Source organism: Paenarthrobacter sp. PH39-S1 (assembly GCF_030063245.1).
GTDB lineage: Bacteria > Actinomycetota > Actinomycetes > Actinomycetales > Micrococcaceae > Arthrobacter_M.
The window spans coordinates 39,239-64,675 of the sequence record NZ_JASISR010000025.1 but is presented as its reverse complement, the minus strand read 5'-3'; the positions used below and the strand labels follow the sequence as shown (position 1 = coordinate 64,675).

The 25,437-nt window shown below is 64.6% G+C and carries 18 protein-coding genes and 2 pseudogenes; 13 read left to right on the top strand and 7 right to left on the bottom strand.

Annotated elements, in window-relative coordinates; genetic code table 11:
• Positions 1-1,543: 1,543 nt before the first annotated feature.
• Complete coding sequence (locus QMG52_RS15700) at positions 1,544-2,353, bottom strand: Gmad2 immunoglobulin-like domain-containing protein (protein ID WP_283561346.1); 810 nt, start codon at positions 2,351-2,353, stop codon at positions 1,544-1,546.
• Between the two features lie 495 nt (positions 2,354-2,848).
• Here QMG52_RS15700 and QMG52_RS15695 point away from each other — a divergent pair, with 495 nt between their 5' ends.
• From QMG52_RS15695 to QMG52_RS15675, 5 genes and pseudogenes are all read left to right on the top strand, one after another.
• A complete protein-coding gene (locus QMG52_RS15695; RefSeq protein ID WP_283561345.1) occupies positions 2,849-3,961 on the top strand; it encodes a PhoH family protein in 1,113 nt (370 codons plus the stop codon).
• Entirely contained in the window at positions 3,958-4,431 is a 474-nt protein-coding gene (ybeY, locus tag QMG52_RS15690) for an rRNA maturation RNase YbeY (RefSeq protein ID WP_283561344.1), read from the top strand. The genes QMG52_RS15695 and ybeY overlap by 4 nt, the downstream gene beginning before the upstream one ends.
• A 20-nt stretch (positions 4,432-4,451) precedes the next feature.
• Positions 4,452-5,781 (top strand): annotated as a pseudogene (locus QMG52_RS15685) (hemolysin family protein).
• Positions 5,744-6,712 (top strand): GTPase Era, encoded by a 969-nt coding sequence (gene era, locus QMG52_RS15680; RefSeq protein ID WP_283561342.1) that lies wholly within the window; start codon positions 5,744-5,746, stop codon positions 6,710-6,712. The pseudogene QMG52_RS15685 and the gene era overlap by 38 nt, the downstream one beginning before the upstream one ends.
• A gap of 136 nt (positions 6,713-6,848) precedes the next feature.
• Complete coding sequence (locus tag QMG52_RS15675; protein ID WP_283561341.1) at positions 6,849-8,426, top strand: LCP family protein; 1,578 nt, start codon at positions 6,849-6,851, stop codon at positions 8,424-8,426.
• Between the two features lie 22 nt (positions 8,427-8,448).
• On the opposite strand, the gene QMG52_RS15670 is transcribed toward QMG52_RS15675, so the two are convergent.
• The gene (locus tag QMG52_RS15670; RefSeq protein WP_283561340.1) at positions 8,449-10,455 is read right to left on the bottom strand and encodes a M13 family metallopeptidase; all 2,007 of its coding nucleotides are present in this window, start codon (positions 10,453-10,455) and stop codon (positions 8,449-8,451) included.
• 287 nt (positions 10,456-10,742) lie between these two features.
• Between QMG52_RS15670 and leuA the strand changes: the two genes are divergently transcribed.
• The 4 genes from leuA to rox all read left to right on the top strand — a co-directional run bounded on the left by leuA (position 10,743) and on the right by rox (position 15,887).
• Complete coding sequence (gene leuA, locus QMG52_RS15665) at positions 10,743-12,485, top strand: 2-isopropylmalate synthase (RefSeq protein ID WP_283561339.1); 1,743 nt, start codon at positions 10,743-10,745, stop codon at positions 12,483-12,485.
• A gap of 143 nt (positions 12,486-12,628) precedes the next feature.
• The gene (gene recO / locus QMG52_RS15660; RefSeq protein WP_283561338.1) at positions 12,629-13,381 is read left to right on the top strand and encodes a DNA repair protein RecO; all 753 of its coding nucleotides are present in this window, start codon (positions 12,629-12,631) and stop codon (positions 13,379-13,381) included.
• A 2-nt stretch (positions 13,382-13,383) separates the two neighbouring features.
• Positions 13,384-14,220 (top strand): isoprenyl transferase, encoded by an 837-nt coding sequence (locus QMG52_RS15655; protein WP_283561337.1) that lies wholly within the window; start codon positions 13,384-13,386, stop codon positions 14,218-14,220.
• Between the two features lie 206 nt (positions 14,221-14,426).
• On the top strand, positions 14,427-15,887 hold the full coding sequence (gene rox, locus QMG52_RS15650; protein WP_283561336.1) for a rifampin monooxygenase: 1,461 nt from the start codon (positions 14,427-14,429) through the stop codon (positions 15,885-15,887).
• Between the two features lie 184 nt (positions 15,888-16,071).
• Here the strand turns inward: rox and QMG52_RS15645 are convergent, their stop codons facing one another.
• Positions 16,072-17,208 carry an alpha/beta hydrolase gene (locus tag QMG52_RS15645; RefSeq protein ID WP_283561335.1) on the bottom strand — a complete coding sequence of 379 codons (1,137 nt, stop codon included), beginning with the start codon at positions 17,206-17,208 and terminating at the stop codon, positions 16,072-16,074.
• 3 nt (positions 17,209-17,211) lie between these two features.
• Positions 17,212-18,906 (bottom strand): FAD-binding dehydrogenase, encoded by a 1,695-nt coding sequence (locus tag QMG52_RS15640; protein ID WP_283561334.1) that lies wholly within the window; start codon positions 18,904-18,906, stop codon positions 17,212-17,214.
• A 127-nt stretch (positions 18,907-19,033) separates the two neighbouring features.
• Between QMG52_RS15640 and QMG52_RS15635 the strand changes: the two genes are divergently transcribed.
• The gene (locus QMG52_RS15635; protein ID WP_283561333.1) at positions 19,034-20,107 is read left to right on the top strand and encodes a quinone-dependent dihydroorotate dehydrogenase; all 1,074 of its coding nucleotides are present in this window, start codon (positions 19,034-19,036) and stop codon (positions 20,105-20,107) included.
• On the opposite strand, the gene QMG52_RS15630 is transcribed toward QMG52_RS15635, so the two are convergent.
• Both QMG52_RS15630 and QMG52_RS15625 read right to left on the bottom strand, forming a co-directional pair.
• The gene (locus QMG52_RS15630) at positions 20,104-21,108 is read right to left on the bottom strand and encodes an aldo/keto reductase family protein (RefSeq protein WP_283561332.1); all 1,005 of its coding nucleotides are present in this window, start codon (positions 21,106-21,108) and stop codon (positions 20,104-20,106) included. The two genes, QMG52_RS15635 and QMG52_RS15630, sit on opposite strands and share 4 nt — an antisense overlap.
• Positions 21,109-21,117: 9 nt before the next feature.
• A pseudogene (locus QMG52_RS15625) lies at positions 21,118-22,208 on the bottom strand (IS630 family transposase).
• A gap of 283 nt (positions 22,209-22,491) precedes the next feature.
• On the opposite strand from QMG52_RS15625, the gene QMG52_RS15620 reads away from it, so the two are divergent.
• Both QMG52_RS15620 and QMG52_RS15615 read left to right on the top strand, forming a co-directional pair.
• A complete protein-coding gene (locus QMG52_RS15620) occupies positions 22,492-22,806 on the top strand; it encodes a hypothetical protein (protein WP_283561331.1) in 315 nt (104 codons plus the stop codon).
• Between the two features lie 11 nt (positions 22,807-22,817).
• Entirely contained in the window at positions 22,818-23,033 is a 216-nt protein-coding gene (locus QMG52_RS15615; RefSeq protein WP_283561330.1) for an acyl-CoA dehydrogenase family protein, read from the top strand.
• Between the two features lie 100 nt (positions 23,034-23,133).
• Here the strand turns inward: QMG52_RS15615 and QMG52_RS15610 are convergent, their stop codons facing one another.
• Entirely contained in the window at positions 23,134-23,739 is a 606-nt protein-coding gene (locus QMG52_RS15610; protein ID WP_283561347.1) for a DUF3043 domain-containing protein, read from the bottom strand.
• 105 nt (positions 23,740-23,844) lie between these two features.
• Between QMG52_RS15610 and QMG52_RS15605 the strand changes: the two genes are divergently transcribed.
• Positions 23,845-25,290 (top strand): dipeptidase, encoded by a 1,446-nt coding sequence (locus tag QMG52_RS15605; RefSeq protein ID WP_283561329.1) that lies wholly within the window; start codon positions 23,845-23,847, stop codon positions 25,288-25,290.
• The last annotated feature ends 147 nt before the right edge of the window (positions 25,291-25,437 follow it).

Genomic DNA, 25,437 nt, shown 5'->3' with positions numbered 1-25,437 from the left:
CTCGCTGAACGATCCCTCGGGGCGGGGGCGCCTCCTTCAAAGGAAATTATTACCGGCATCAGGATTCATCGGCTGCCACGCCGCCGAACATCAAACGGCTAAAACCACTACCGACCCATGCACCTAGCGCTAATGGGTATTTTCGTTGGTTTGTCGGGGGTTATGCTGCGGTCCCTGTTCGTGTTTGCTCAGGCGTTGCAGGTACTTGGTGAGGCCGCTGGCGGGTGTATTTCCAGGACCGTGCACCGCGGCTCCGGGATGGCGCCGTTGCCATCGACGACTACACGCGCCGGCGTTTGCTGACGGGCCCGGACGATATCGGGCTGACGCCGGGCCACGAAGCGGACATCACCGGGACATCACCGGGTCCGAAGCGACGCGGCAGGCCTTCAGGCCGACGACTCTGCCCGTGCGGACGTAGCTGGCGCCTGCCCCGGAGGTTTCTTGCCGGGATGGGGCAGATGCCCGGTTCAGCCGCTTAATGGTCAGTCACTCGAATGCCGGTTACTCAAAGGCCGGTTAAATGGACGGTTAAATGTGGCATGGTGCGCTTCAGAGGACGCGAAGCCCGGCCTGTAACAGCTTTCGCCGCAGGACTTCTGGGTTATTGACTGGATCCCACACCCACCTCACGACCCGCGGTCCCGTGTCCCGGATGCGGTCTTCGCGGATTATCTCCTTCCGCCGAGCATCCGCCGGCAAGCCTCCCGACGGGAATTCGTCATGGGAGTATTTGATCCAGGCGTCAAATTCACCACGAAACGCCAAGAGTCCCCAAAGTAAACTCTTTCCAGTAGAAGTCCATGTAACCAGCGCGGCCCTGATCGTCGCGGACCTCGTGCTGGAGTTCCGGTGCGGGGAACCGACCGTGTGCAGGTGGGCGCGGCTGAGCGATCCGCGGGGCGACCCGGAGAGTCCGTCGGCGAAGTCCAGCACCCGCTGCACCCGTCCGATGTGACTGGCGCACGCCAGCAGTATGGAAATTTCCATCTGCTCCTTGCGGACAGGAGCAGATTTCAGCCCCCCGGCAGGGGCGCCTTGAAAATTATCCGGTTCATGGCGGCAACACCCTCCCGAAAGGGGAAGCAGCACTACCAGATCGCCACTGCCAGATCCCGGGCCGCCCGCCCGCGTCGGCACCGGTTTCGGACCGGGGCACCCGCTGCGGCACCCTTGTCATCGCGACGGCACCCGTTCTGGACCAGCGCACCTGATTCAGCATTCGGGAGGCTCCGGGCGCACCAGCAAAAAGATCAGCGCAGCTGCTAGACCCCATGTGCTGGTCCATAACGGGTGCGGCATCGTCAGGGTCCGCCCATGTCCGGCCACGTTCCGGCCCAATATTGAGCGTTCGCGGGGCGGCAGCATCGCCACGGGGCCAGCCACCAGGACTATCAGGATCCCTACCTGCCCGCCGGTGATACCGCCGGTACCGCATAAGATGCCCTCGCAACCGCATGCAAGCACTACCCCGCCGCCCAACCGCCTGGACCTAAACCCCAGACGAACCAACGAAAATGCCCACTAGCTGACCTTAATGAGGCTAGCTGACTTTGATGAGCTTGCTGTCGACGCCGGCCTGATCTGCCGGATCAGCTGGGTCGCCGCTGTAGACCCTGAGCTCATAGGATCCGACCGGAGGCTGAACGCTGAATTCAAATGGGCCAAGCTGGCCGGGCCCGGTGCCGATGATGGTGCTGCCCGAGAGAAACACAGACTTCTGGCCCTCCGGTGACACCTTGAGCAACTGCCACACCAATGTTCCCGAGGCGGAGATACCTTGGCCACTGACCTTGAACGGGGCGCCAAGATCCGTGCCCTCCTGGGGATCGATGACCCACACCGGGGCGACGAAGCCGCTGTCCCGCACCAGCGGCTGATCCAGTTTGATCTTTCCGAAGGCCAGGTAATCGGTATGGCCGTCGACCAGCAGTGAAACGTGCACCGGCTGGTTCGCGACGATCAGACCCGCATTCGCCGCGGCGGCCGTAGCGGTATACACGAGTTGAGCGAGGGCACGCCGGGCAATTCCTTCGTCCACGTTGGTGCTGAAGGCGTCGGAGGAGATGTCGACGGTGATGATGTTCTTCGCCGAAATGGCTGCGCCGAGCCTGGCAGGCTTCTTCCACGGAGTGAAGTAGTCGCCGTCCAGCGGTTTTTCGCTGGTCATGGTGAGCAGCGCGGCCTCGATCGGGTCGCCGTCGCCCGTCATGGTTAGGAACTCACGGTAGAGGTAGATTCCGGCGCCGCTGTGGCCGAGCCAGTAGACAGGGAGCTTGGTCGACGTTTGGGCTGTTTCAAGCGGGGCACCGGTCACGCCGGACGTGGCGGAGCTCCCGGCGGAAGCAGGCATCGTACTGTTGGCCGGTGCCGGGGAGCTGGCGGGACTGCAGCCTGTCAGGACCAAAGCGGCGCAAAGGCCAAGGGCTGCCGGGCACCAGCGGACGCCGAAGATGAGGCGGCGTGAAAACTTCACGGCTGCGGGCAGACTGGTGGGCGCAACTGTCCGCTCAATGGATGCAGCTGTCGGCGGATTTCTGATTTCGGGTGTCCTCTCCGCCTGTGGCCGGCCGGGATCCCGGCGTCTCCGGGCACATATTCCACCCTTACACAGCGGATGTCGCCCAACCATCAACTGCGCGGTATCCGGCGGAACTGAAACCGTATCGAAACCCTTTCGAGATCGGTCCGATACGACCTGCGTGCCGGCTGTGACCCCGTGCCGGCACTGCCCGGTCCTCCGCAGGTCCTCGAAAGCACTGTTGCCGTAAGATGTCAGGTAGGCCATGTCAGCGGACACGGCGCAGACAATCAAGGAGAGATTCCAGGCCGGACGTGGCCTTTCGATATGACAGATTCAGCAGCAGGCAGCAGCCCGTCACGGCCCTGGGCCCCGGTCGTCTCGTTTCCGCATTCGGTGGACGGAACCCGCACCGAAGTCATCTCCTTTGACTCCCCGGAACAGATGGTGCAGTCCTTGGGAGCACACGATGAGGCGCTGCGGTTCGTCGAGGCCAGCTACCCGACACTGAATTTCCATGTGCGCGGCAATGAACTCTCAATTTCCGGTCCGGAGGCGGACGTGCCGCGGATCATGCGGCTCTTCGAAGAGGTCCGTGGTCTGGTGGAACGCCGGACGACGGTGACGCCGGCGGTGCTGGAGCAGCTGGTCACCATGCTGCATGCACAGCCGGCCGCTTCGGCCGTGGACGTGCTGACCTATAATATTCTCTCCAGCCGCGGGCGTACCATCCGGCCAAAGACGCTGAATCAGAAGAACTATGTGGACGCCATCGACGCCAACACCGTGGTTTTTGGCATCGGCCCGGCTGGAACGGGCAAGACGTACCTGGCCATGGCCAAGGCCGTCCAGGCCCTGCAGCAAAAAGAGGTTAACCGGATCATCCTCACCAGGCCGGCCGTTGAGGCGGGTGAACGCCTGGGATTCCTGCCGGGCACGCTCAGCGACAAGATCGATCCTTATCTGCGTCCGTTGTATGACGCACTGCACGAGATGATGGATCCGGAATCCATTCCACGCCTGATGGCTGCCGGAACCATCGAGGTGGCACCCTTGGCCTATATGCGCGGGCGGACGCTCAATGATGCGTTCATCATCCTGGACGAAGCGCAGAACACGACCCCGGAACAGATGAAGATGTTCCTGACCCGGCTGGGGTTCGGCTCGAAGATGGTGGTGACCGGAGACGTGACTCAGGTGGATCTTCCCGCCGGCGCCAGCTCCGGACTGCGCATAGTGGAACAGATCCTGACTGGCATTGACGACGTGCATTTCTCCATCCTTGATGCCGCGGACGTGGTGCGGCACAAGTTGGTCGGCGACATCGTCCGGGCCTACAGCCGGTGGGATGATACGCAGCGGCTTCACAGCTCTAGCGGGGGCGGCCGGAACAACAGCGGATTTACTGATAATGCGCACACCAGGAACGGGCGGGCATGAGTATCGAGGTCAACAACGAATCAGGAGTCTCCGTGCAGGAGACCGAACTGGTCCGGCTGGCACGGTTCGTCCTGGAACGGCTGTACGTGCATCCGCAGGCCGAGCTGTCCATCATTCTGGCCGACACGGAGGCCATGGAGAAGCTGCACATCGAGTGGATGGATGAACCCGGGCCAACCGATGTGCTGTCATTCCCGATGGATGAGCTGCGCCCGGGCACCCCCGACCGGCCGGCACCCGCGGGTCTGCTGGGCGACATTGTGATCTGCCCGCAGGTCGCTGCGGAGCAAGCAACGACCGCCGGCCACTCCACGGCGGAGGAGCTGCTGCTGTTGACCACCCACGGCGTGCTGCATCTGCTCGGTTACGACCATGCCGAGCCGGAGGAGAAGGAAGAAATGTTCGCGCTGCAGCGTGATCTCCTCGCCGGCTTTCTGGGCAAGGAAGCCCCGCGGGAGACCATGCAGTGATCACCCTGGCGTTGACCGCTATGGGACTTGTCTTTCTGACCTTCGCGGCCGTGCTGACCGCGGCGGATGCGGCCTTTAACTATTTCCCCCGGCACGATGCGGAAACCGTAGCGGCGCACAGCCGCGGCGGTTCGCTGCGGAAAATTCTCGCCGCCCCGGTGGCGCACATGAATGCGCTGCGGTTCTGGCGCGTTTTCTTCGAAATGGCAGTCTCGGTTGCCGTCGCCGTTCTCTTTTTGAACCTGATGGAGAACATCTGGCTCGCCGGACTCGTTGCCACGGCGGTCATGACCATCATCGCATTCGTCTTGGTGGGTGTGTCGCCGCGACAGCTGGGCCGGCTCCATTCCGCTGCCGTAGTGGGCGGCACCGCCGGACTGGTGCGGTTTCTCTGCTGGCTGCTCGGGCCCGTGCCGGGTTGGCTGGTGCGGCTGGGGAACGTCGTCGCTCCGGGTGCCCCGATTGGCGATGATGCCTTCGTCAGTGAGGAAGAATTCCGCGAGTTCGTTGACCGCGCGAGCGATTCGGAAATGATTGAGGACAACGAAGCGGAACTGATCCAGAGCGTTTTTGACCTCGGTGATACGGTGGTCCGCTCGGTGATGGTGCCGCGGACCGACATCGTCGGCATCGACAGGGGATCCTCGCTGGCGGCGGCGATGACGCTGTTTCTGCGCTCGGGCTACTCCCGGATCCCTGTTATCGGCGAGAACACCGATCAGATTCTGGGCATCCTGTACCTCAAGGACGTGGTTGCCACCCAGCACCGGCTCCGCGAACCGGAAATCGCCCCGCCGGTGGAAGCGATCGCCCGCGGGGTGCGCTATGTGCCCGATTCCAAGCTGGTCGGCGAACTACTCAAGGAACTGCAGGTCGAGTCGACCCACGTGGCCATCGTCGTTGACGAGTACGGCGGCACGGCCGGTCTGGTCACCCTCGAGGATCTGATCGAGGAGATCGTCGGGGAGATTGTTGACGAATATGATTCCGAAACACCCGAGGTGGAGGATCTGGGAGATGGCGGGTACCTCGTCAGCGCCAGACTCGGAGTCGATGACCTGGGTGAGCTTTTTGGGCTTGACTTGGACGACGACGAAGTGGACACCGTCGGCGGTCTGCTCGCCAAACATTTGGGCCGGGTCCCGATCGTGGGCAGCGAGGTCGAAGTCTCCGGTATCCGTCTCTACGCCGAGCGCTTGGAAGGCCGGCGCAACCGTGTCAGCCATATCATTGCCGCGGCCTCCGTACCGGCGGACACTGACTTAGACCCACTTCTGCACGACGATGACAACAGCGCAACAGGGAGCAAAGCATGAACAAGCCGAGGAACAAGGGCCACGACGGGTCTGAAGAGCAGTACGGCGGATTCCGTGCGGGCTTTGCCGTCCTGGTGGGCCGCCCGAACGCGGGAAAATCGACCCTCACGAACGCCCTGGTCGGGCAGAAGGTGGCCATCACATCGGCCAAACCGCAGACCACCCGGCACACGATCCGCGGGATTGTGCACCGGGAGGATTTTCAGCTGATTCTGGTGGACACACCCGGGCTGCACCGTCCGCGCACGCTGCTGGGCCAGCGGCTCAACGACCTGGTCGCGGCGACACTTTCGGAGGTGGATGCGATCGGTTTCTGCCTGCCCGCCAATGAGAAGATCGGACCGGGAGATAAGTTCATTGCCAAGCAGCTGGCCAATGTCGGAAATAAGCCGATCATAGCGTTGGTCACGAAAACGGACCTGGTCGACCGGCAGGCCCTGACCGAACAGCTGATGGCCGTCGCACAGCTGGGCCGGGAGGTGCTGGGCGGAGACGGTTGGGCCGACGTCGTTCCGGTCTCCGCCGCGGACGGGTTCCAGGTGGACACCGTCTCCACGGTGCTGGCCGGATTCATGCCGCCGTCGCCGCCGCTGTACCCGGACGGTGAACTCACCGACGAGCCGGTAGCGGTCATGGTGGCCGAGCTGGTTCGGGAGGCTGCGCTGGAAGGGGTCCGCGATGAACTCCCGCACTCGCTGGCCGTGGTGGTCGACGAGATCGTCCCGCGTGAGGGACGGGCAGAGGACAACCAGTTCCTGGATGTTCGGGTGAACCTCTATGTCGAGCGTCCTTCGCAGAAGGCCATTATCATTGGCCGGGCTGGCTCCCGGCTGCAGGAAGTCGGCAGCAACGCCCGCAAGGGCATCGAGGCACTGCTCGGAACACGGATTTACCTCGACCTGCACGTCAAGGTGGCCAAGGACTGGCAGCGTGACCCGAAGCAACTGGTCAAACTCGGCTTCTAAAGCCAGTGACGCAGGGCACCGCAGGGAAGGGCACAGACCGGGGCACCGCAGGGAAGGGCACAGACCGGTCAAAGGTAGCTTACAGCCAGTGCCCTTAGACTTATCGGAGTCTTTATCGTCTACGGAAGGTTTATCAATGGCGCGACGTCGTACCCAGAAGGGTGCTGATGCCGGCCGTCAGGGGACTCCCCGGACGGCTGCCGCCGGTGGGGCGGTCGCTGTCACCGGGACCGGCCGGCACTTCCGGGCCCACCGGCGGGCGACGCTCTGGATGAAAATAACGGCCCTCGCCGTCGCCGTCGTCATGGTGGGCGTCGTGTCCGTCGCCGGCATTCTGGTGATGCGCCTGCAGAATAACGTCCAGGTCGCCGAGCTGAATCTGGGTCCGGGCGCCGGCACGGCCGCCGCCGCTGACAACAACAAGGACGATCTGCAGATCCTGATTCTGGGCACGGACACCCGCGATGGCGCGAATGGCGGGTACGGGACGAGCGCCGACGCCACCGGCTACGGCCATTCCGACGTCATGATGCTGATGAACATCTCCAAGGGCAACCGAGAGGTCAGCGTGGTCAGCTTTCCACGTGACCTCATGGTGCCGATTCCTGCCTGCAAAGATCCCAAAACAGGAGAGCAATACCCTGCGCAGGAGCTGGGACAGCTGAACAGCGCGCTGAGCCAGGGCGGCCCGGGCTGCACAGTCGCGGCGATCAACCAACTCACGGGCCTGAACATTGACCACTTCATGCTGGCCGATTTCACCGCGGTAAAGGATCTGTCCAATGTGATTGGCGGCGTCGAGGTCTGCGTTGATCATTCGGTGAACGACGTCAACGGTTCCGGGCTGGTTCTTCCGGCCGGAAAAAGCCTGGTGCAGGGGGAGCAAGCCCTGGCCTTCCTGCGGACCAGACATTCGTTCGGCGACGCCAGCGACATCGCCCGGATCCAGGCCCAGCAGTACTTCCTGGGTTCCATGATCCGCAAGATCAAGAGCGACGGTACGCTGAGCGATCTGCCGAAGGTCTACAACATTGCGGACGCGATCACCAAAAACCTCACCATTGACAGTGGCCTGGCCAACATCCCCTCGATGGTCGCCATCGCCAATCGGCTCAAGAACATCGATCTGACCAAGGTGGCCTTTGTCACGGCACCGTGGGTACCTTTCCCTGCGGACGAAAATCGGAATATCCTTTCGCAGCCAGCGGCCAGTGACCTGTTCACCGCACTGCGGAAAGGAACCGACCTGACCGGCGGCTCAAGCCCCAGCACCAGTGCGCCGCCGGCCCAGCCCACCACCGCCCCGGCGACGGCGGCCGCCCCGGTTCCGGCATACGACAAGACCATCCAGCCGGTCACGGTTGTCAATGCCAGCGGAGCGGCTGACCGCAACACGGAACTGCTGGCCGCGCTGACCGCGGCCGGTTATACCGATCTGGGCCAAAGCACGGCGGCCACCGCCGCGGCCACGACCATCAGCTACGGAAACGGGTTCCAGGACGTGGCCACGGACGTTGCCGCGTTGTTCCGGATTCCCGCCAGCGCATTGGTGGCTTCCCCCGGAGTCAGCGGTGTCCGGCTCAATGCCGGGTCTGATTTTGCTTCCGGAACGGCATATGGTCAATCGGCTCTCCCACCGGATATCGTGGCCAGCACGGCGGATCAGTCCGGGAAGTGCCTGAGCGTCAACCCGGATATGTACCCGCGGGAGTGACTGCCGGGGCCGCCGGCAGTTGCTACCAGATACTTACGCGGTCTTCGGGATCCAGCCACAGCAGGTCCGCTCCGGTAACGTCGAACGCATCATAAAACGCATCCAGATTGCGCACCACGGCGTTGCAGCGTAACTCCGCGGGGGAATGCGGATCGATGGCCAGCCGCCGCAGGGCTTCTTCGGGTCGGATTTTGCTGCGCCAGCATTCGGCCCAGGAGAAGAAAAAGCGCTGCGCTCCTGTCATGCCTTCCAGCACCGGTGGTTCAGTGCCGTCCAAGCTCAGCAGATAGGCCTTGTGTCCGATCGTCAGCCCACCCAGGTCGCCAATGTTTTCACCCAGCGTCAGTTCACCGTTGACAAATTGACCCGGCGCGGCGTCGGGACTGAGCACGCTGTACTGGTCCACCAGCTTTGACGTCAGCAGATCAAAGGCCTTCCGGTCGTCGTCGCTCCACCAGTTACGCAAGGCGCCGGCGCCGTCAAACTGTGAACCCTTGTCGTCAAAGCCGTGTCCTATTTCATGGCCAATGACGGCTCCGATGCCTCCGTAATTGGCGGCATCGTCCGCGGCCGCGTCAAAGAACGGGGGCTGCAGGATTGCGGCCGGGAACACCACCTCATTCATGGTGGGATTGTAATAGGCGTTCACCGTCTGCGGGGTCATCAACCATTCGCTGCGGTCGATGGGGGCGCCGATCTTCGCCAACTGGCGTTCCAGCTCAAACTCGTTGCTGCGTTCCAGGTTGCCGGTCAAATCACCGGCGTCGATGGCCAAAGCGGAATAGTCGCGCCACTTGTCCGGATATCCGATCTTGGGCGTGAACGCGGCAAGCTTCTCCAGCGCGCGCGCTTTGGTTTCCGCACTCATCCAGCCGAGGGCCGTGATGCTCTGCCGGTATGCCTCAATCAGATTGGCCACCAGCACCTCCATCCGAACCTTGTGGGTTTCCGGGAAATGTTGTGCCACATAGATCTGGCCGACGGCCTCACCCAATGACCCCTCCACCAACGCGACCCCACGCTTCCAGCGCTCCCGTATCTCCTCGGTGCCGCTGATGGTGGTGCCGTAGAATGCGAAGTTGGCGTCCACGAATCCGCTGGAGAGATAAGGAGCGGCTCCGGAGATGACGCGCATGGCCAGCCATTCCTGCCAGTCGCCCAACCTGTCCTCCACCAGCAGCCCGGACGCCCCGGCAAAAAATCCGGGAGTGAGGATGACGAGTTCGCCCGTTTTGTCCGCCGGCAGCTGCATCCCGGCGAACCACACCTCCAGGGCCGGAAACAGTGCCAGAGCCTCGGCGCGGGTCGTCAGGTTGTAGGTCTTCTGCGGGTCCCGCATTGTCACCTTGTCCCAGTGCGCCGCGGCGATCTCCGTCTCCAGCGCCATCACCCGCCCGGCCGCGGCGGCGGCATCCGGGACACCCGCCAATGTGAACATTCTCTGGATGTGCGGTACGTAGGCGGCCCGGATGGCGGCGTACTTCTCCTCGCGGTAATACGATTCGTCCGGCAGCCCCAGGCCACTCTGGTACAGATGCAGCAGGCAGCGCTGCGGATTCCCGGCGTCATTGCTGACATGGCCACCGAAAAGACCGGCATTGCCGGTGCGGTCGAGCCGGCCCATGACGGCAATCAGCTCATCCGTGCTGCCGGTGCCAAAAACGGACGCCAGCCGGGGCGACAGCGGAGCGTCACCCGCAGACTCAATGGCATCGAAGTCCATGAAACTGGCGTACAGGCCGCCGATCTTGTCCTGAAGCGGCTGGGCCCCGGCCGGGGCGGGATCGGCGGCAGCCTCGCGCACCGCGGCCGCCTCTTCGATAATGCCGCGGACGGCGGCTTCCGCGTCGTCCCGCAGCGAAACAAAGGAACCTGTCTGTGCACGGTCCGCGGGTATGGTCTCCCGGTCCAGCCACCCGCCGTTCACCCTCCGGTAGAGATCGTCCTGCGGCCGTACCGTCGGGTCTATGTTCCCGAGGTTGATCCCGCTTCGGCTGGTGCCGGCTTGCTGTGTTCCCGGAATGGTCATCGGCCATCTGCCTTCTGTACTGGGTGGATCCGCCGCTGGAGTGTTCCCAAGTGTTCACGGATTGCAGCGGGCGGGCTGGTTCACCATCATCCCATGCACCGTGTTAGGGTAAAAATGTGCGCACTGGAAAGCTCCTTCTTAGTTGCCGCGGCGAGGCCACATACCCGTTGTCCTGAACGTCTGTTCCCAAGGCGTCCGATCGGCAGTTCGGGCGGCCGATCCCTCGCTGCGGTGTTTGCGTTGCCCCGGTCGACCTCCCTTCAGAGCGAACAGAATAGGCGACACCGATGCGAAACGCACAAAAGCCCTCCGGAATGCCGGTCCACCGTTACATTCCCTTTCAGCGGCAGATCAACGTCGATCTGCCGGACCGGACGTGGCCGGACAAGATCATCAGCAAGGCCCCGCGCTGGTGCGCTGTGGATCTGCGTGACGGGAACCAGGCCCTGATTGATCCGATGAGTCCGGCCCGCAAGCTGAAGATGTTCCAGCTGCTGGTCAGCATGGGATACAAGGAGATTGAGGTTGGCTTCCCCTCGGCCTCCCAGACGGACTTTGACTTTGTCCGCCAGCTCATTGAGGGCGGTCACATTCCCGACGATGTCACCATCCAGGTCCTGACCCAGGCGCGCGAGCACCTGATCGAGCGGACCTATGAGTCCCTGATGGGCGCGCGGGCGGCCATCGTTCACCTGTACAACTCAACCTCGGTCCTGCAGCGCCGCGTGGTTTTCAACCAGGATCAGGACGGCATACTGGACATTGCCCTGCAGGGGGCCAGGCTGTGCAGGAAATACGAAGAATCCCTCACGGACACGCTGATCACTTACGAATACTCGCCCGAGTCTTTTACCGGCACCGAGCCGGAGTATGCCGTACGGGTCTGCAACGCCATCGCGGATGTTTTCGAAGCATCCGCAGACAGCCAGGTTATTATCAATCTGCCGGCCACGGTCGAGATGGCTACTCCCAACGTCTACGCGGATTCCATTGAGTGGATGAGCCGCAATCTGCATCCCCGCGAGGGCATCATCCTGTCCCTGCATCCGCATAACGACCGCGGCACCGGCGTGGCGGCGGCCGAGCTGGGCTATCTGGCCGGCGCTGACCGGATCGAGGGTTGCCTGTTCGGCAATGGAGAGCGCACCGGCAACGTTGACCTGGTGACGCTGGGCCTGAACATGTTCAGCCAGGGCGTCGATCCGATGATCGATTTCTCCAACATCGATGAAATCCGCCGCACTGTCGAGTACTGCAATCAGCTGCCCGTGGGCGAACGGGTGCCCTACGGCGGAGACCTGGTCTTTACCGCCTTCTCGGGCTCGCATCAGGATGCCATAAAAAAGGGTTTCGAAGCGCTGGAGCACGACGCCATGGCAGCAGGCAAAGATGTGCAGGATGTGACGTGGGAGGTGCCGTACCTCCCGGTGGATCCAAAGGACCTGGGCCGCAGCTACGAAGCCGTGATCCGGGTGAACTCCCAGTCCGGCAAGGGCGGAGTGGCCTATCTGCTGAAAAATGAGCACAGTCTGGACCTGCCACGTCGGGCGCAGATCGAGTTTTCCGGGGTCATCCAGAAGCGGACCGATACCGTGGGGGGGGAAGTCAGCGCCGCGCAGCTGTGGGCTACCTTTATGGACGAGTACCTGCCGGCCGACGACGGCGCCGCGAACCAGTGGGGGCGCTACACGCTGGGCCCGCTGACCACCCGGACCGACGACGACTCACAGATCACCCTGACCGCGAACATGACCATAGACGGCGTGCCGCACCGCCGCTCGGGTACCGGCAACGGTCCGATCGCCGCACTGCTGTCCATCCTGCATGATGACGGTGTGGATGTCCGGGTGCTGGACTACTCCGAACATGCGCTCAGCGAAGGCGGCAATGCCCGAGCCGCGGCCTACGTTGAGTGCGCCGTGGGAGAGCGGGTGTTGTGGGGCGTCGGAATCGATTCCAACACCTCCCTGTCGTCCCTGAAGGCCGTGATCTCCGCCGTCAACCGCGCCATCCGGGACAGCCAGGGCTGAGCCGCCGGCCGGGGGACTGCCATTGACACCGCCCCCGGCTGATCAGCATCCCGTAGAGCGTGTCCTGCGTAACGTGCCCGTAGGGCATGCCCCGCCGGCTCCGCCTGCACGCCGGACAGGCGCACCGGTGGGACAATGGCTGAGTGTCCAGAAACTCTTTTGCCGCGCGCACCTACCGAGACGACGCCGTCGTGCTCCGGACCCACAAACTCGGCGAGGCGGACCGCATCATCACCTTGCTGACCCGGCACCATGGTCAGGTCCGGGCGGTGGCCAAGGGCGTCCGCCGGACCAACAGTAAATTCGGCGCCCGGCTGGAGCCGTTCATGGTGGCCGATCTGCAGCTCGTTTGCGGCCGCAGCTTGGACATCGTCACGCAGGCCGTGTCCAAGGGCTCCTACGGGAGCGGGATTGTTGCAGACTATGACCGGTACACGGTGGCCGCCGTGATGGCCGAAACGGCCGAGCGGCTGACCGACGTGGACTCAGAGGCAGCCACCGCGCAGTACCTGCTGCTTGTCGGGGCCCTGGCCTCACTGAGCCGCGGGGACCATGCCCCGGCGCTGATTCTGGATTCATACCTGCTGCGCGCGCTGGCTACCGGCGGCTGGGCACCGAGTTTCACCGACTGTGCGCGCTGCGGTGCCGCCGGCCCGCATGGGGCCTTTTCCGCCGGATTGGGCGGGGCGGTCTGTCACGACTGCCGCCCGCCCGGCTCGCCGTCGCCGGCCCCGGAGACAATGCTGCTGCTGGCGGCGCTGCTGTCGGGCCAATGGCCGACGGCGGATGCCTCGGCGCCGCAGCACCGGCGGGAAGCAGCCGGGCTGGTGGCGGTCTATTTGCAATGGCATCTGGAGCGCACTGTGCGCTCCCTCAAACTCGTGGAGCGTGCGTAACCTTGGCCCAGCCTTCCTCCCACAGGACCCGAAGCTCCAGGAACCCGGCTAAGCCCGCCGTCGTCGCACCGTGGCCGCATCCCTCCGGTGCGGCCATGCCGGCGGTGCCGGCGGAGTTGGTGCCCGCCCACGTGGCCATCGTGATGGACGGGAACGGGCGCTGGGCCAATCAGCGCGGGCTGCCCCGCATTGAAGGACATAGGGCGGGGGAGCCGGCCCTGTTGGATGTGATGGCCGGGGCCATTGAAATGGGCATCAAGTACGTCAGCGTGTATGCGTTTTCCACCGAAAACTGGAAGCGTTCGCCGGAGGAAGTCCGGTTCCTGATGGGATTCAACAAAGATGTGCTGCGCCGGCAACGCGACCAGCTGGACGCTTGGGGAGTGCGGGTGCGCTGGGCGGGCCGGAAACCACGGCTGTGGGGCTCGGTGATTAAGGAACTCGAGGTGGCCCAGGAGCGGACCCGGGACAATGACACGGTGACGCTGACCATGTGCGTCAACTATGGTGGCCGGGCGGAGATCGCCGACGCCGTGACAGCCATCGCCGAGCAGGTGTCGGCCGGGAAACTCAGTCCGCGCTCGATCACTGAAAAGACCATCCAACGCTTCATGTACGCCCCCGATGTGCCCGACGTTGATCTGTTCCTGCGCTCGAGCGGGGAACAACGGCTGTCCAATTTCATGCTTTGGCAGTCCGCCTACGCAGAGTTCGTTTTCATGGACAAGCTCTGGCCGGACGTGGACCGGCTCACGCTCTGGGAGGCGGTGGACGAGTACGCCCGCCGGGACCGCCGGTACGGCGGCGCAGTGGATGCGGCCGCAACAAACACCGGTTAGACGCCCACAACCGGTAGATCAAACGGCGCACCGGTTGGATGGGAGACTGCACCGCGCATCAGTTTGCCGCAAGACCCCTACCAACGTCCAGAATGGTTGGTCGAGGAGAAAATAGACGAAATACCTGCGGAATGGGGGACTGCTCCGGGCGATTCCGCGATTCGGAGCCACAGGCCGGAAGGTGAGTTTTTGAATTGGGGTTTCACATGTTCGACGTGATCATTAGCGGCGGTGGCCCGACGGGGATGATGCTGGCCAGCGAGTTGCGGCTGCACGACGTGGCCGTGCTCGTGCTGGAGAAGGACGAGGAGCCGAGCAAAGCGGTCCGCTCGCTCGGCCTGCACCCGCGCAGCATCGAGATCATGGACCAGCGCGGGCTGCTGGACCGGTTCCTCGCACACGGGCAGCAGTATCCCGGCGGCGCCGGCCGCTTCGCCGCGATCGACAAACCCCGGCCGGCGAACCTGGACACCGCACACGGCTACGTCCTCGGCATCCCCCAGCCGGTCACAGATCGCCTGCTGGCCGAGCGTGCCGGCGAGCTCGGCGCACAGATCCGCCGCGGGTGCGAGGTGACAGGTGTCGAGCAGGACGAGGATGGGGTGAGCGTCGAGCTCGCCGACGGCACACGGCTGCGCTCGCGCTGGCTGATCGGCTGCGACGGCGGACGCAGCCTGGTGCGCAGACTGCTCGGCGTCGGCTTCCCCTGCGAGGCCGCCAAGACCGAGTGGCTCCTCGGCGAGGTGGAGGTGACCGCCCCGCCGGACGAGCTGGCCGAGGTGGTGGACGAGGTGCGCATGACCCACAAGGGGTTCGGCATCGGCCCCGCCGGAAGCGGCCTGTACCGCGCCGTCGTGCCCGCGGCGGCCGTGGCCGAAGATCGCTCCGTCCCGCCGACTCTGGAGGAGTTCCGGACGCAGCTGCGGGTCTACGCGGGCACCGACTTCGGCGTCCACTCACCGCGCTCGCTGTCCCGTTTCAGCGACGCCACCCGGCTTGCCGAACGATACCGGGTAGGCCGGGTTCTCCTCGCCGGCGACGCGGCGCACGTTCACCCGCCGCTGGGAGGGCAGGGTTTGAACCTCGGCATCCAGGACGCCTTCAACCTCGGCTGGAAGCTCGCCGCCCAGGTCAACGGGTGGGCACCGGACGGGCTGCTGGACAGCTATCACGCCGAGCGCCACCCGGTCGCCGAAGACGTGCTGACCAACACCCGCGCCCAGAGCGAGCTGCTCTCCCCCGAGCCCGGCCCGCAGGCCGTGCGCCGGCTGCTGACCGAGCTGATGGACTTCGAGGACGTCAGCCGTTTCCTGGCCGAGAAGATCACCGCGATAGGGGTCCGCTACGACTTCGGCGAAGGACCCGAGCTGCTCGGCAGACGACTGCGCGACATCCCTCTGTCGCGGGGCCGTCTCTACGAGCTCACTCGCGAAGGCCGCGGGCTCCTGCTGGACCAGACCGGTGAACTCTCGGTGACAGGATGGAGGGATCGGATCGACCACGTCGCGGACGTCAGCGGGGAACTGGACGCGCCCGCGGTCCTGCTCCGGCCGGACGGCCACGTCGCATGGATCGGCGATAACCAGAACGACTTGCTCCGCCACCTGCCGACATGGTTCGGAGCCGCCTCCGAGTGCGCGGGAGACGTTCACGATCGCCATGTCTGACGTGCCGCGCCCTGGTTGGCGGGCAGGGCCGGATCAGCGTGGCGCTGATCCGGCCCTCCTCATCAGTCCCCAGCACCAGCTTGAGCTGTTGGAATTCCGGTCCAAGGAATTCCTCGAGCCAGCCCCGTGCCATTTCCGGTCCGTTCCTCCGTGAGGGCGCCCGCTACAGCCGGCCCTGCTTTCCTCACTGGGCGCCTCCCTTCGCTGGCGGCTCTCCGACACCCCCGCCCTGGGCGAGCACATAGCCGAGGACCCAGCGCCGCAGGCGATCGTAAGCCAGGTCCCGCACCGGTTGTCTGGACAGCAGCACGTCATGGAGACCGCCGTCGATCTTTTCCACGCTCACGCTCGCTCCCAGTCCCAGTGCACGGGCCGCCATGGTCCGCGTGTCCAGCACCACGTCGGCTGAGTACATGCGTTCGTTCCAGAACGGACCGTTCATGCTGCGGGCGGACATCAGGACCAGGACCGGCACTTCGATTCGCAGCCCCTTGGCCACCTGAGCGTGACCGGCGAGGATGGCGTGCATCCAGCCAACGCGGATCGGAAAGGCCTTGGGCGGCCGCATGTCCTGGTCCAGCTCCCACTCGCCGCCTGCGGCGGAGCTGATGCTGCGCCAGTAGAAATTCCGCTCCGGCAGCCGCATCCGGTGCTCCGGCCAACGGCGCGCGAACGGTGCCACCATGGCATACAACACGTGCCTCGCCAGGGGGCCGCCGTGCAACTCCAACCAGGGGCTGTTCAGGATGAGGTGGCTCACGGTCCCCGGAAAACGGCTGGCCCAGAGGGCCGCGACCAAGCCGCCGGTGGAATGCCCCATCAGGGCAATCCGCGGGCCGGCAGAGGCACCGGTGGATCCCTGCTTTTCTGCGGGGGCGTCGTCTGGTTCGCCGGTCGCGCCGTGGCTTTTCGTATCCGCGGCGACGGCTGACAGGGCAAGCCGCAGCTCGGGATCGTAATCGCGCAGGTCGCTGACGAACCCTCCGAGGTCGCCGCTTCGCAGGCTCCGGCCGTGGTTGTGCATGTCGAGGGCATAAAAGGCAATACCGAGACCGCTGAAGAATCTGGCAAGGTCCGTGTTGAAAAAATAGTCGCTCCAGCCGTGCAGAAACAACAGCGAGGTGCCTGTCCCCCCAACAGTCGACGACGAGCCGGTCGAAGACACGCCGTCGGACGGCGGCAGGTAACGGATCAATGTGGCGATCCTCGGTCCGGCGCACGGACGGCCGCCGGCCGCAGCAATGGCGGAAGCTTCCAGCACGGTCGATTCGAATCCCTCGCCCAGGACGCCGTCCGGTCGCCAGCGTTGTTCTACCGCCATTGGTCAGCTCGCTCCCGCGGCAGCGGCGCGTCCTGCACTGCGGCCGGAGAAGAGGCAGCCGCCCAGGAACGTCCCTTCCAACGCGCGGTAGCCGTGCACGCCGCCGCCGCCGAATCCGGCGGCCTCGCCGGCGGCGAAGAGGCCTGGGACGGGCGTGCCCGCCGCCGTCAGAACCCGGGACTGCAGATCCGTCTGGATCCCGCCCAAGCTCTTGCGCGTCAAAACGGAGAGCCTGACGGCGATGAGCGGGCCGTGTTCGGAAGCCAGCAGCTCGTGCGGTGGCACCACCCGCATGAGCTTGTCCGTTGCAAACCGGCGCGCCTCGCGGATCGCGTTGAGCTGGCTGTCCTTACCGAGACCACTGCGCACCTGCAGGTCCCGGGCTGCGATCAGGTCATGAAGCTTCTGGCCGTCGATCAGGTCTTCGCCGGTCAGTCTGTTCATTTTCGCGGCCAGTTCCTGCGCGTTCCCGGCCTGGACGAAGTCCACTCCGTGATCCAGGAATTTCTGCACAGGGCCGACCGATCCCGGCAGAGCCCGCTTGGCGAGCAGCATGAGGTCACGGCCCGTGCGGTCTGGGTTCTGCTCCGAACCGGAGAGCGCAAATTCCTTATTGATGATGGTCTTGTTCAGGACGAACCAGGAGTGTGAGAAACCCGTATCCACAATGTGGCGCAGGGCGCCGAGCGAATCGAAGCCGGGAAACAGCGGCACCGGCAAGCGTTTGCCGGTGGCATCGAGCCACAGGGGGGATGGGCCGGACAATATGCGGATACCGTGCCGCGGTCCGACCGGGTCGTAGTTGTGGATTCCTTCGGGGTAATGCCACATCCGGTCCGTATTGATGATCGAGCCACCGGCATCCGCAACCGCGTCCTGGAATGCGCCGTCCACCGAGTCTGGGACGCCGGCGATCATGTATGCGGGAGCCCTGCCGCCTGGCCATTGCCGCCGGACCAAGTCATGGTTGCCGCCGATTCCACCGGTGCTGACGATCACTGACCGGCCGGTGGCGGTAAAAGTTCCGATGACTTTGCGCGAACTTTTCCCGCCGCGGGCCGCGGGCGAGGTCTCCAGCACTTCGCCGCGGACGCCGGTGACCGTCCCCGCCGTCGTGCCCGCCGCCGTCGTGCCCGTTGTTATCAGAGCGGTAGCGCGATGCCGGAACGCATAGCGCACCCGTCCCTCGGTGACTCCCTCGGCAAGTTTGCTGAGGAACGGTTCCACCAGGCCCGGACCGGTGCCCCAGACCACATGAAAGCGCGGAACGGAGTTTCCGTGACCCTGCGCATCGTAGCCGCCGCGCTCGGCCCACTGGACCAACGGGAAGAACCGGACACCAAGGGAATGCAGCCACGCCCGTTTCTCCCCTGCGGCAAAGTCGACGTAGGCCTTGGCCCATTCGCGCACCCAATGGTCCTCCGGCCGATCGAAGGCAGCGGAACCCATCCAATCATTGAGCGCGAGCTCCCTACTGTCCTTTACCCCCAGGTGCCGCTGCTCGGGGGAGTCGACCAGGAATATTCCGCCGAAGGACCAATGCACCTGGCCGCCCAGCGAAGCCTTCGGCTCCTGATCCAGAATGAGCACCGACCGGCCTGCGTTGTAAGCCTCTGCCGCCGCGACAAGTCCGGACAGCCCTGCGCCGAGAACTATGACATCGGCACGCAGACCGCCCGCATCTTCGGTGATACCCATGGGGCAATGCTAATGCCCGTTCCTGCAGCCCGTTCCTGCAGCACGCGGCAGCAAGCGGCGCAGCAGCAAGGACGCCGCGGCGGCGAGCGGTTTGGAGTTGACGTCCGGAGACGGAAAACTGGTAACCATGCGCCTCTACCCGACCTTTTTCCGCGTCTGCTTCTCCTGGATGGACGCCGAACGCGCCCACAGAATCGGATTTTCCCTGATCAAAGCCGCCCATACGGCGGGTACGGGGACGGTGCTGCGCGCCCTGACCCGGCCGCCGCTTGCCCTGCAGACGGAGGCCATGGGGCTGACCTTTCCGTCGCCGTTTGGGCTGGCTGCCGGATTCGACAAGGAAGGGCTCGGGATCGAGGCCCTCGCGGATCTGGGGTTCGGCCACATCGAGGTCGGAACCATCACCGGGGCCGCCCAGCCCGGGAACCCCCGGCCGCGGCTGTTCCGCCTGGTTGAGGACCGTGCGGTGATCAACAGGATGGGCTTTAATAACGACGGCGCCTCGGCCGTCGCGCCGCGGCTGAAGACCGCGCGGCGCCGGCTGGAACGACGGTACCCCACACGGCGGCCGTTGATCGGCGTCAATATCGGTAAGACAAAGAACGTTGATCTCGCCGACGCGCTGCAGGATTACCTGATCAGCGCACGCGCCATGGCGCCGTCGGCGGATTATCTGGTGGTTAACGTCAGCTCACCGAATACGCCCGGGCTTCGGCTGCTGCAGAATGTTGAATCGCTGCGGCCGCTGCTGGTGGGCGTGCGGGAGGCGGCGGACGGAGCGGCCGGCCGGCATGTGCCGCTGCTGGTGAAGATTGCCCCGGACCTCTCCGATGAGGACATTGACGACGTGGCGCGGTTGGCGCTTGATCTGCAGCTCGACGGCATCATCTGCACCAACACCACGATAGCCCGCGCCGGCCTGATCTCTGGCTCGGCGAAGGTTGCCGACTGCGGGGCCGGCGGCCTCTCCGGAGCGCCGCTTAAACAGCGCTCACTGGCCGTGCTTAAACGTGTGAAGGCAGCGGCGGGGGAACGCCTGACCCTGATTTCGGTGGGGGGAGTGGAGAACGCCCACGAGGTGCAGGAGCGGCTGGATGCCGGCGCTTCACTGGTTCAGGGCTATACGGCGTTTCTCTACGAGGGTCCGTTCTGGGCGGCCAGGATCAACAAGCAGCTGGCCGCCCGGAAGCGGAGATTTTAAGCCACGCGCGTCCCGGGGCTTTGGGTCTTGGCCGGATCCCGCTCCACGCTGGTGCCGAGGGCGTCGTCGATGCGGGACATCTGCTCCGCAGGGATCTTCACCCCGGAAGCCCTTACATTCTCGGCCACCTGCTCCGGACGCGACGCCCCGACCAGGGCCGTTGCGACATTCGGATTCGCCAGCACCCAGGCAATGGCAAGCTGGGACATCTTCAGCCCCAGCTCATCGGCGATCGGCCGCAGCTTCTGCACCCGGGTGAGCACATCGTCGGCCATGAATCCGGAGATCGTGTTTTGGCCGCCCTTTTCATCGGTTGCCCGGGACCCCTCCGGAGCCGGCTGGCCCGGCAGATACTTTCCGGATAGCACTCCCTGTGCCATCGGCGACCAGACCACCTGTGAGATGCCCAGCTCCTTCGACGCCGGAACCACCTCGGCCTCGATCACCCTCCACAGCGCAGAGTACTGCGGCTGATTGGACACGATGGCGAATCCTGCCTCTTTGGCGAGTGCCTGGCCATCGCGCAGCTGCTGTGCGGACCATTCGGATACGCCGATGTACAGCGCCTTGCCGGCACGGACGACGTCGGCAAAGGCCTGGATGGTCTCTTCCAAGGGTGTCTCATGGTCATAGCGGTGGGCCTGATAGAGATCCACGTAGTCCATCTGGAGGCGGCGCAGAGAGCCATTGATGCCCTCCATAATGTGCTTCCGGGACAGCCCGGTGTCGTTGGGGCCCTTAGGCCCCACCGGCCAGTAGACCTTCGTGAAGACTTCCAGTGATTCCCGCCGCTGGCCTTTCAACGCTGTGCCGAGGACTTCCTCGGCGGCGCCGTTGGCGTAAGCATCGGCGGTATCAAACGTGCTGATGCCGGCATCCAGTGCCGCGTGCACACACGAGGCCGCGACGTCGTTCTCGATCTGGGAACCGTGCGTGAGCCAGTTGCCGTACGTGATTTCGGTGATTTTCAGGCCGGACCGGCCAAGGTAGCGGTATTCCATCCGGCAAGCCTAGTGTCTCGCGCCGTTAATTCGTTTTAATAGTCGTCCCAGTGATTCGAGGATCTCCTCGGCGGTCTTCGTCCAGATAAGCGGTTTGGGATTCTCGTTCCACCCCTTGATCCAGTTGCGCAGATCTTTCTCCAGGGTCTGTACGCTGCGGTGATCGCTGCGCTGGAGCAGTTCCCGGGTCACTTCGGCAAACAACCGTTCGACCTGATTGATCCAGGACGAGTACGTGGGGGTGAAGTGCATCGTGAACCGCGGGTGCTTGGCAAGCCAGGACACAATGGTTGGACTCTTGTGCGTCCCGTAGTTGTCGCAGACGATATGCACGTCCAGGCCCACCGGGACCTGCGCATCGATCTTGGCCAGGAACTTCTTGAACTCCACGGCCCGGTGCTTGCGGTGGGTGGAGGCGATCACTGTCCCGTCAGCGACGTTCATTGCCGCGAACAGGCTCGTGGTGCCATGCCGGGCATAGTCATGGGTCCGTTTCTCGGGCATGCCCGGCATCATCGGGAAGGCCGGTTGTGATCTTGACAGGGCCTGGACCTGGGATTTCCTCCACACTGAGGACCACCGCGGATTCGGGCGGGTTCAGGTACAGGGCCCACGATGTCGTAGACCTTCTCCACGAAGAACGGGTCATTTGAGAGTTTGAACCCGTCGGTGCGGTGGGGTGTAAGGCTAAAGGCCTTCCAGATCCGCCCGACGGTGGACTTGGACAACCCGGCGCGTTCGGCCATCTTGGAGCGGGACCAGTGGGTGGCGTTTTCCGGAGTGCTTTCCAGGGTCGCAACCACGATATCTTCAACCTGCTCGGTGGTGATCGTGGCCGGACGTCCCGGGCGTGGATCATCGCTGAGCCCGTCAAGGCGATGTTCCACAAACCGTGAGCGCCACTTCGTCACCGTCGGGGCCGAGCACCCAAGCTGGGTGGCGACGTCCTTGATTGCCATCCCCTCCGCGCAAGCCAGTACGATCCGCGAACGCAGCGCCAGGGCCTGGGAGGACTTGCGCCTGCGGGTCCACCGAGAAAGCTGATCGCGTTCTTCCTCGGTGAGGATCAGTTCAGCCTTCGGGCGTCCAGTGCGTGCCATACACCAATTTTAACACTTATTCAACGAATTTACGACGCAGGACACTAGCGGCTAGCGCATCCTCCGGCGACGATACCGGTGAACAGTACGATAGCGCCGCATGATGGGGCGCTGATGGCTGCGCTTATTCCAGTGACCCAGCCAGCCGGGGGAGGACCGGGCCCAAGGCCGAAAGGAACACGGACATACCGCCCCTGGCTTTTCTACGCGTTGAGTGCCCACGGACAGGACCTCGTTGTCCATTTTGGACCCGGCGCTGGAGTCGGCGGCGTAACGTCGACCCATGACCGCCACCGATGCCGGCCCTTCGCCACGGTTTCCGCGATGCAATAGCCCGGGCCAACCCGACTGGTCTTCAACCAGCCGCCGCCGCGGGTGGACAATCAACGAGTTTACGGCGAACGTCCCGCTGACCGTGTACAGCAAATACGGGCGGCGGATTGACGAAGTGGAGCACCACTCGTCCTACCAGCGCATCATCGGCCACGCCGTGGCCGCCGGCGCGCATACGTCGGCGTGGGCCGACCCCGGCGCGGCCGCGACGACCGCACGGGCCGCGGCGTGGCGCTGGAGTCAGAGGCCGCTAGGGCCGTGGTAAGCATGCGCCTGATGCGGGCCCTTATCGACGACGGCGGCCCCACCGAACGCGCGTTCCGTCGCCTTGCGACGGCGGTCGCCAAGTTCTGGGTCTGCAAACGCGGGCCGAACCACCCGCATGAGGCCGCGGGATGCCTGGGTGGGAATGGGTATACCGAAGATTTCCCGCTGGCCATCCGCTACCGGGAACGGCGGGTCATTCTCGCCGGGATTTTGTCGCCGACGTGACAGCGGACCGTTACAAGTTACTCGGACGATACGTGTCGGATAGGGACAGCCGCCGGAGTATCGGGCCCCTTTAGGCGGAACCTAATTTAACCTCTTGACCCTATTTAACCGCTTGGCCGCGCTTGACCAGTGGTTTGGGCAGCCGCAGCCGCCGGAACTGCAATGAGCGCATGGTGCCATACCAGGTGACCCCGGAATCAACGGAACCGAACTTCTCGCGGAGCCGCCGCTTGAGTTTGCGGGAGAGGAACACCGAATCGACGGCCACGGCAAGCACCATGACCCAGAAGATGCCGAACACGATGATCTGCGTATTGCTGGTCACCGGAACCACCAAGGACAAGATCACAATGGCAAGCGCCGCGAACATCACATATTCACCGAGGCTGAAACGTGAATCCACGAAATCGCGCGCAAAGCGCTTCTGCGGGCCCTTGTCGCGGACCGGCAGGAAACGCTCTTCACCGGTGTCCAGGGCGCGGCGCATCCGGGCTTGATCTTCCCTGCGGGCGTCGCGCTGGGCCACCTTCGCCGCCCCGCGGTCGTTGGGAACGAGCGGACGCTGGTTGGCGGCTTCCCTTTCCCTACGGGTCGGAGTGGGCGTGCCTTTGGCCGCCTGCGGGTTGGTCGGCCGGGCGGCTGCCTGCGCAGCGAGTTCATCGGCGACGGACTGGGCTGAGGGGGCATCTTTTTTACGTCCAAACACCACCTTAGAATACCCTGCTTACGCCCCGGGGGTTGACGGCCAGGCGGACGACGCCCGGCTGCGCCCATCTTGGCCGCCCTATCGGGCCCGGGTAGGGTGGCGCTCATGAATGAAGATCCCGAAACGACCGATTCGAATATCCCGACCGAGGCAGTGGCGGCCACCGCAAGCCGCCCTGGGGCCGACGTCGACGCCTTGCGCGGCAGCGTCAAGCGGGACTTCCGGGCCACCGTGGCGAAGCTGGTGGATCTGGTCGGCATCCCCGGCATCGCCTGGGATGCCTTTGATCCCGCGGAACTTGACCGCAGTGCCGCGGCCGTCGCCGCCCTGATCCGTTCGTTCGGCCTGGAGGACGTCCGCGTTCTGCGCGTTCCCAAGGCGGACGGGACCGCCGGCGGACCCGCCGTCGTCGCCCGCCGCCCACCGCTGCCGGGCAAAGCAACCATCCTGCTGTACGCCCATCACGATGTGCAGCCGCCCGGCGAGGCCGCGCTGTGGGACTCCCCGCCGTTTACCGCCGTGGAGCGGGACGGCCGGCTCTTTGGCCGGGGAAGCGCGGATGACAAGGCCGGAATTCTGGCGCACATCGGCGCGCTTCGGGCAGTGAGCGAGGTCCTGGGGGATGATTTCGGGCTGGGTGTCACCTTGTTCATCGAGGGCGAGGAAGAGGCGGGTTCGCCCACGTTCCGGACCTTCCTGGAGACCTATCAGGACGAGCTCCGGGCCGATGTGATCGTCGTGGCGGATTCTGGGAACTGGGCGGTGGGCGTCCCGTCTCTGACAACCAGTCTGCGCGGGCTGGTGGACGGGACCATCGAGGTCCGCGTGCTCGAACACGCCGTACATTCGGGCATGTTCGGCGGTCCGGTGCTGGATGCGCCCACCCTGCTGTCACGGTTGATTGCCACCTTGCACGACGACGACGGCTCGGTCGCGATTGCGGGCCTTGTCGCCGTGGACCACACCGACGTCGATTATCCGGAGGAAACGTTCCGGGCGGACGCTTCCGTACTAAAGGGCGTGCGGCTCGCCGGGACGGGTTCGCTAACGTCCCGGCTGTGGACGAAACCCGCTTTGTCGATCATCGGCATGGACGTGCCGTCCGTGGCCCTGAGTTCGAATACGCTGCTGCCGTGGGCGCGGGCGAAGTTCAGTTTGCGGCTGGCGCCGGGGCAGGACACCGGGGAAGCCATGGAGTCCGTCCGCCGTCATCTGGACCAGCATGCACCCTTCGGTGCGCAGGTGACCTTCACCCCGGGGGAGCAGGGCCAGGCCTTCGCCGCCGACACCGAGGGGTCCGCGGCCCGGGACGCACTGTGGGCGCTGGGCACATCTTGGGGGGTCCGCCCGGTACAGAGCGGAATGGGCGGCTCCATCCCGTTCATTCCTGACCTGCAGGAGTTGTTTCCTGCCGCCCAGATCCTGATCACCGGCGTCGAGGACCCGGATTCCAGGGCGCACAGCGCGAACGAGTCGCTTCACCTTGGGGATTTTGAACACGCCATTCTGGCCGAGGCGCTGCTGCTGGCGACGCTAAACGGCGAATCTTAATGGCGAAGCGGTGAGCGGCGCAGAGCAAGGAATCGCCGGGCCGGAGCGGTAAAGCGATCCGCGCCCGGCGCTGCAAGGGGGGTGCGGTCCCGCGGGACAGGGCGCCACGGGAACAGATTGCGCAGAAAACAGGTTTCAACGGTTACG

What these genes read in the sequence shown, in the direction of transcription:
- QMG52_RS15700 (WP_283561346.1), bottom strand. Translation starts at nt 2,353, where the DNA reads ATGCCTGCTTCCGCCGGGAGCTCCGCCACGTCCGGCGTGACCGGTGCC.
- QMG52_RS15695 (WP_283561345.1), top strand. Translation starts at nt 2,849, where the DNA reads ATGACAGATTCAGCAGCAGGCAGCAGCCCGTCACGGCCCTGGGCCCCG.
- ybeY (WP_283561344.1), top strand. Translation starts at nt 3,958, where the DNA reads ATGAGTATCGAGGTCAACAACGAATCAGGAGTCTCCGTGCAGGAGACC.
- era (WP_283561342.1), top strand. Translation starts at nt 5,744, where the DNA reads ATGAACAAGCCGAGGAACAAGGGCCACGACGGGTCTGAAGAGCAGTAC.
- QMG52_RS15675 (WP_283561341.1), top strand. Translation starts at nt 6,849, where the DNA reads ATGGCGCGACGTCGTACCCAGAAGGGTGCTGATGCCGGCCGTCAGGGG.
- QMG52_RS15670 (WP_283561340.1), bottom strand. Translation starts at nt 10,455, where the DNA reads ATGACCATTCCGGGAACACAGCAAGCCGGCACCAGCCGAAGCGGGATC.
- leuA (WP_283561339.1), top strand. Translation starts at nt 10,743, where the DNA reads ATGCGAAACGCACAAAAGCCCTCCGGAATGCCGGTCCACCGTTACATT.
- rox (WP_283561336.1), top strand. Translation starts at nt 14,427, where the DNA reads ATGTTCGACGTGATCATTAGCGGCGGTGGCCCGACGGGGATGATGCTG.
- QMG52_RS15645 (WP_283561335.1), bottom strand. Translation starts at nt 17,208, where the DNA reads ATGGCGGTAGAACAACGCTGGCGACCGGACGGCGTCCTGGGCGAGGGA.
- QMG52_RS15640 (WP_283561334.1), bottom strand. Translation starts at nt 18,906, where the DNA reads ATGGGTATCACCGAAGATGCGGGCGGTCTGCGTGCCGATGTCATAGTT.
- QMG52_RS15635 (WP_283561333.1), top strand. Translation starts at nt 19,034, where the DNA reads ATGCGCCTCTACCCGACCTTTTTCCGCGTCTGCTTCTCCTGGATGGAC.
- QMG52_RS15630 (WP_283561332.1), bottom strand. Translation starts at nt 21,108, where the DNA reads ATGGAATACCGCTACCTTGGCCGGTCCGGCCTGAAAATCACCGAAATC.
- QMG52_RS15620 (WP_283561331.1), top strand. Translation starts at nt 22,492, where the DNA reads ATGACCGCCACCGATGCCGGCCCTTCGCCACGGTTTCCGCGATGCAAT.
- QMG52_RS15615 (WP_283561330.1), top strand. Translation starts at nt 22,818, where the DNA reads ATGCGGGCCCTTATCGACGACGGCGGCCCCACCGAACGCGCGTTCCGT.
- QMG52_RS15605 (WP_283561329.1), top strand. Translation starts at nt 23,845, where the DNA reads ATGAATGAAGATCCCGAAACGACCGATTCGAATATCCCGACCGAGGCA.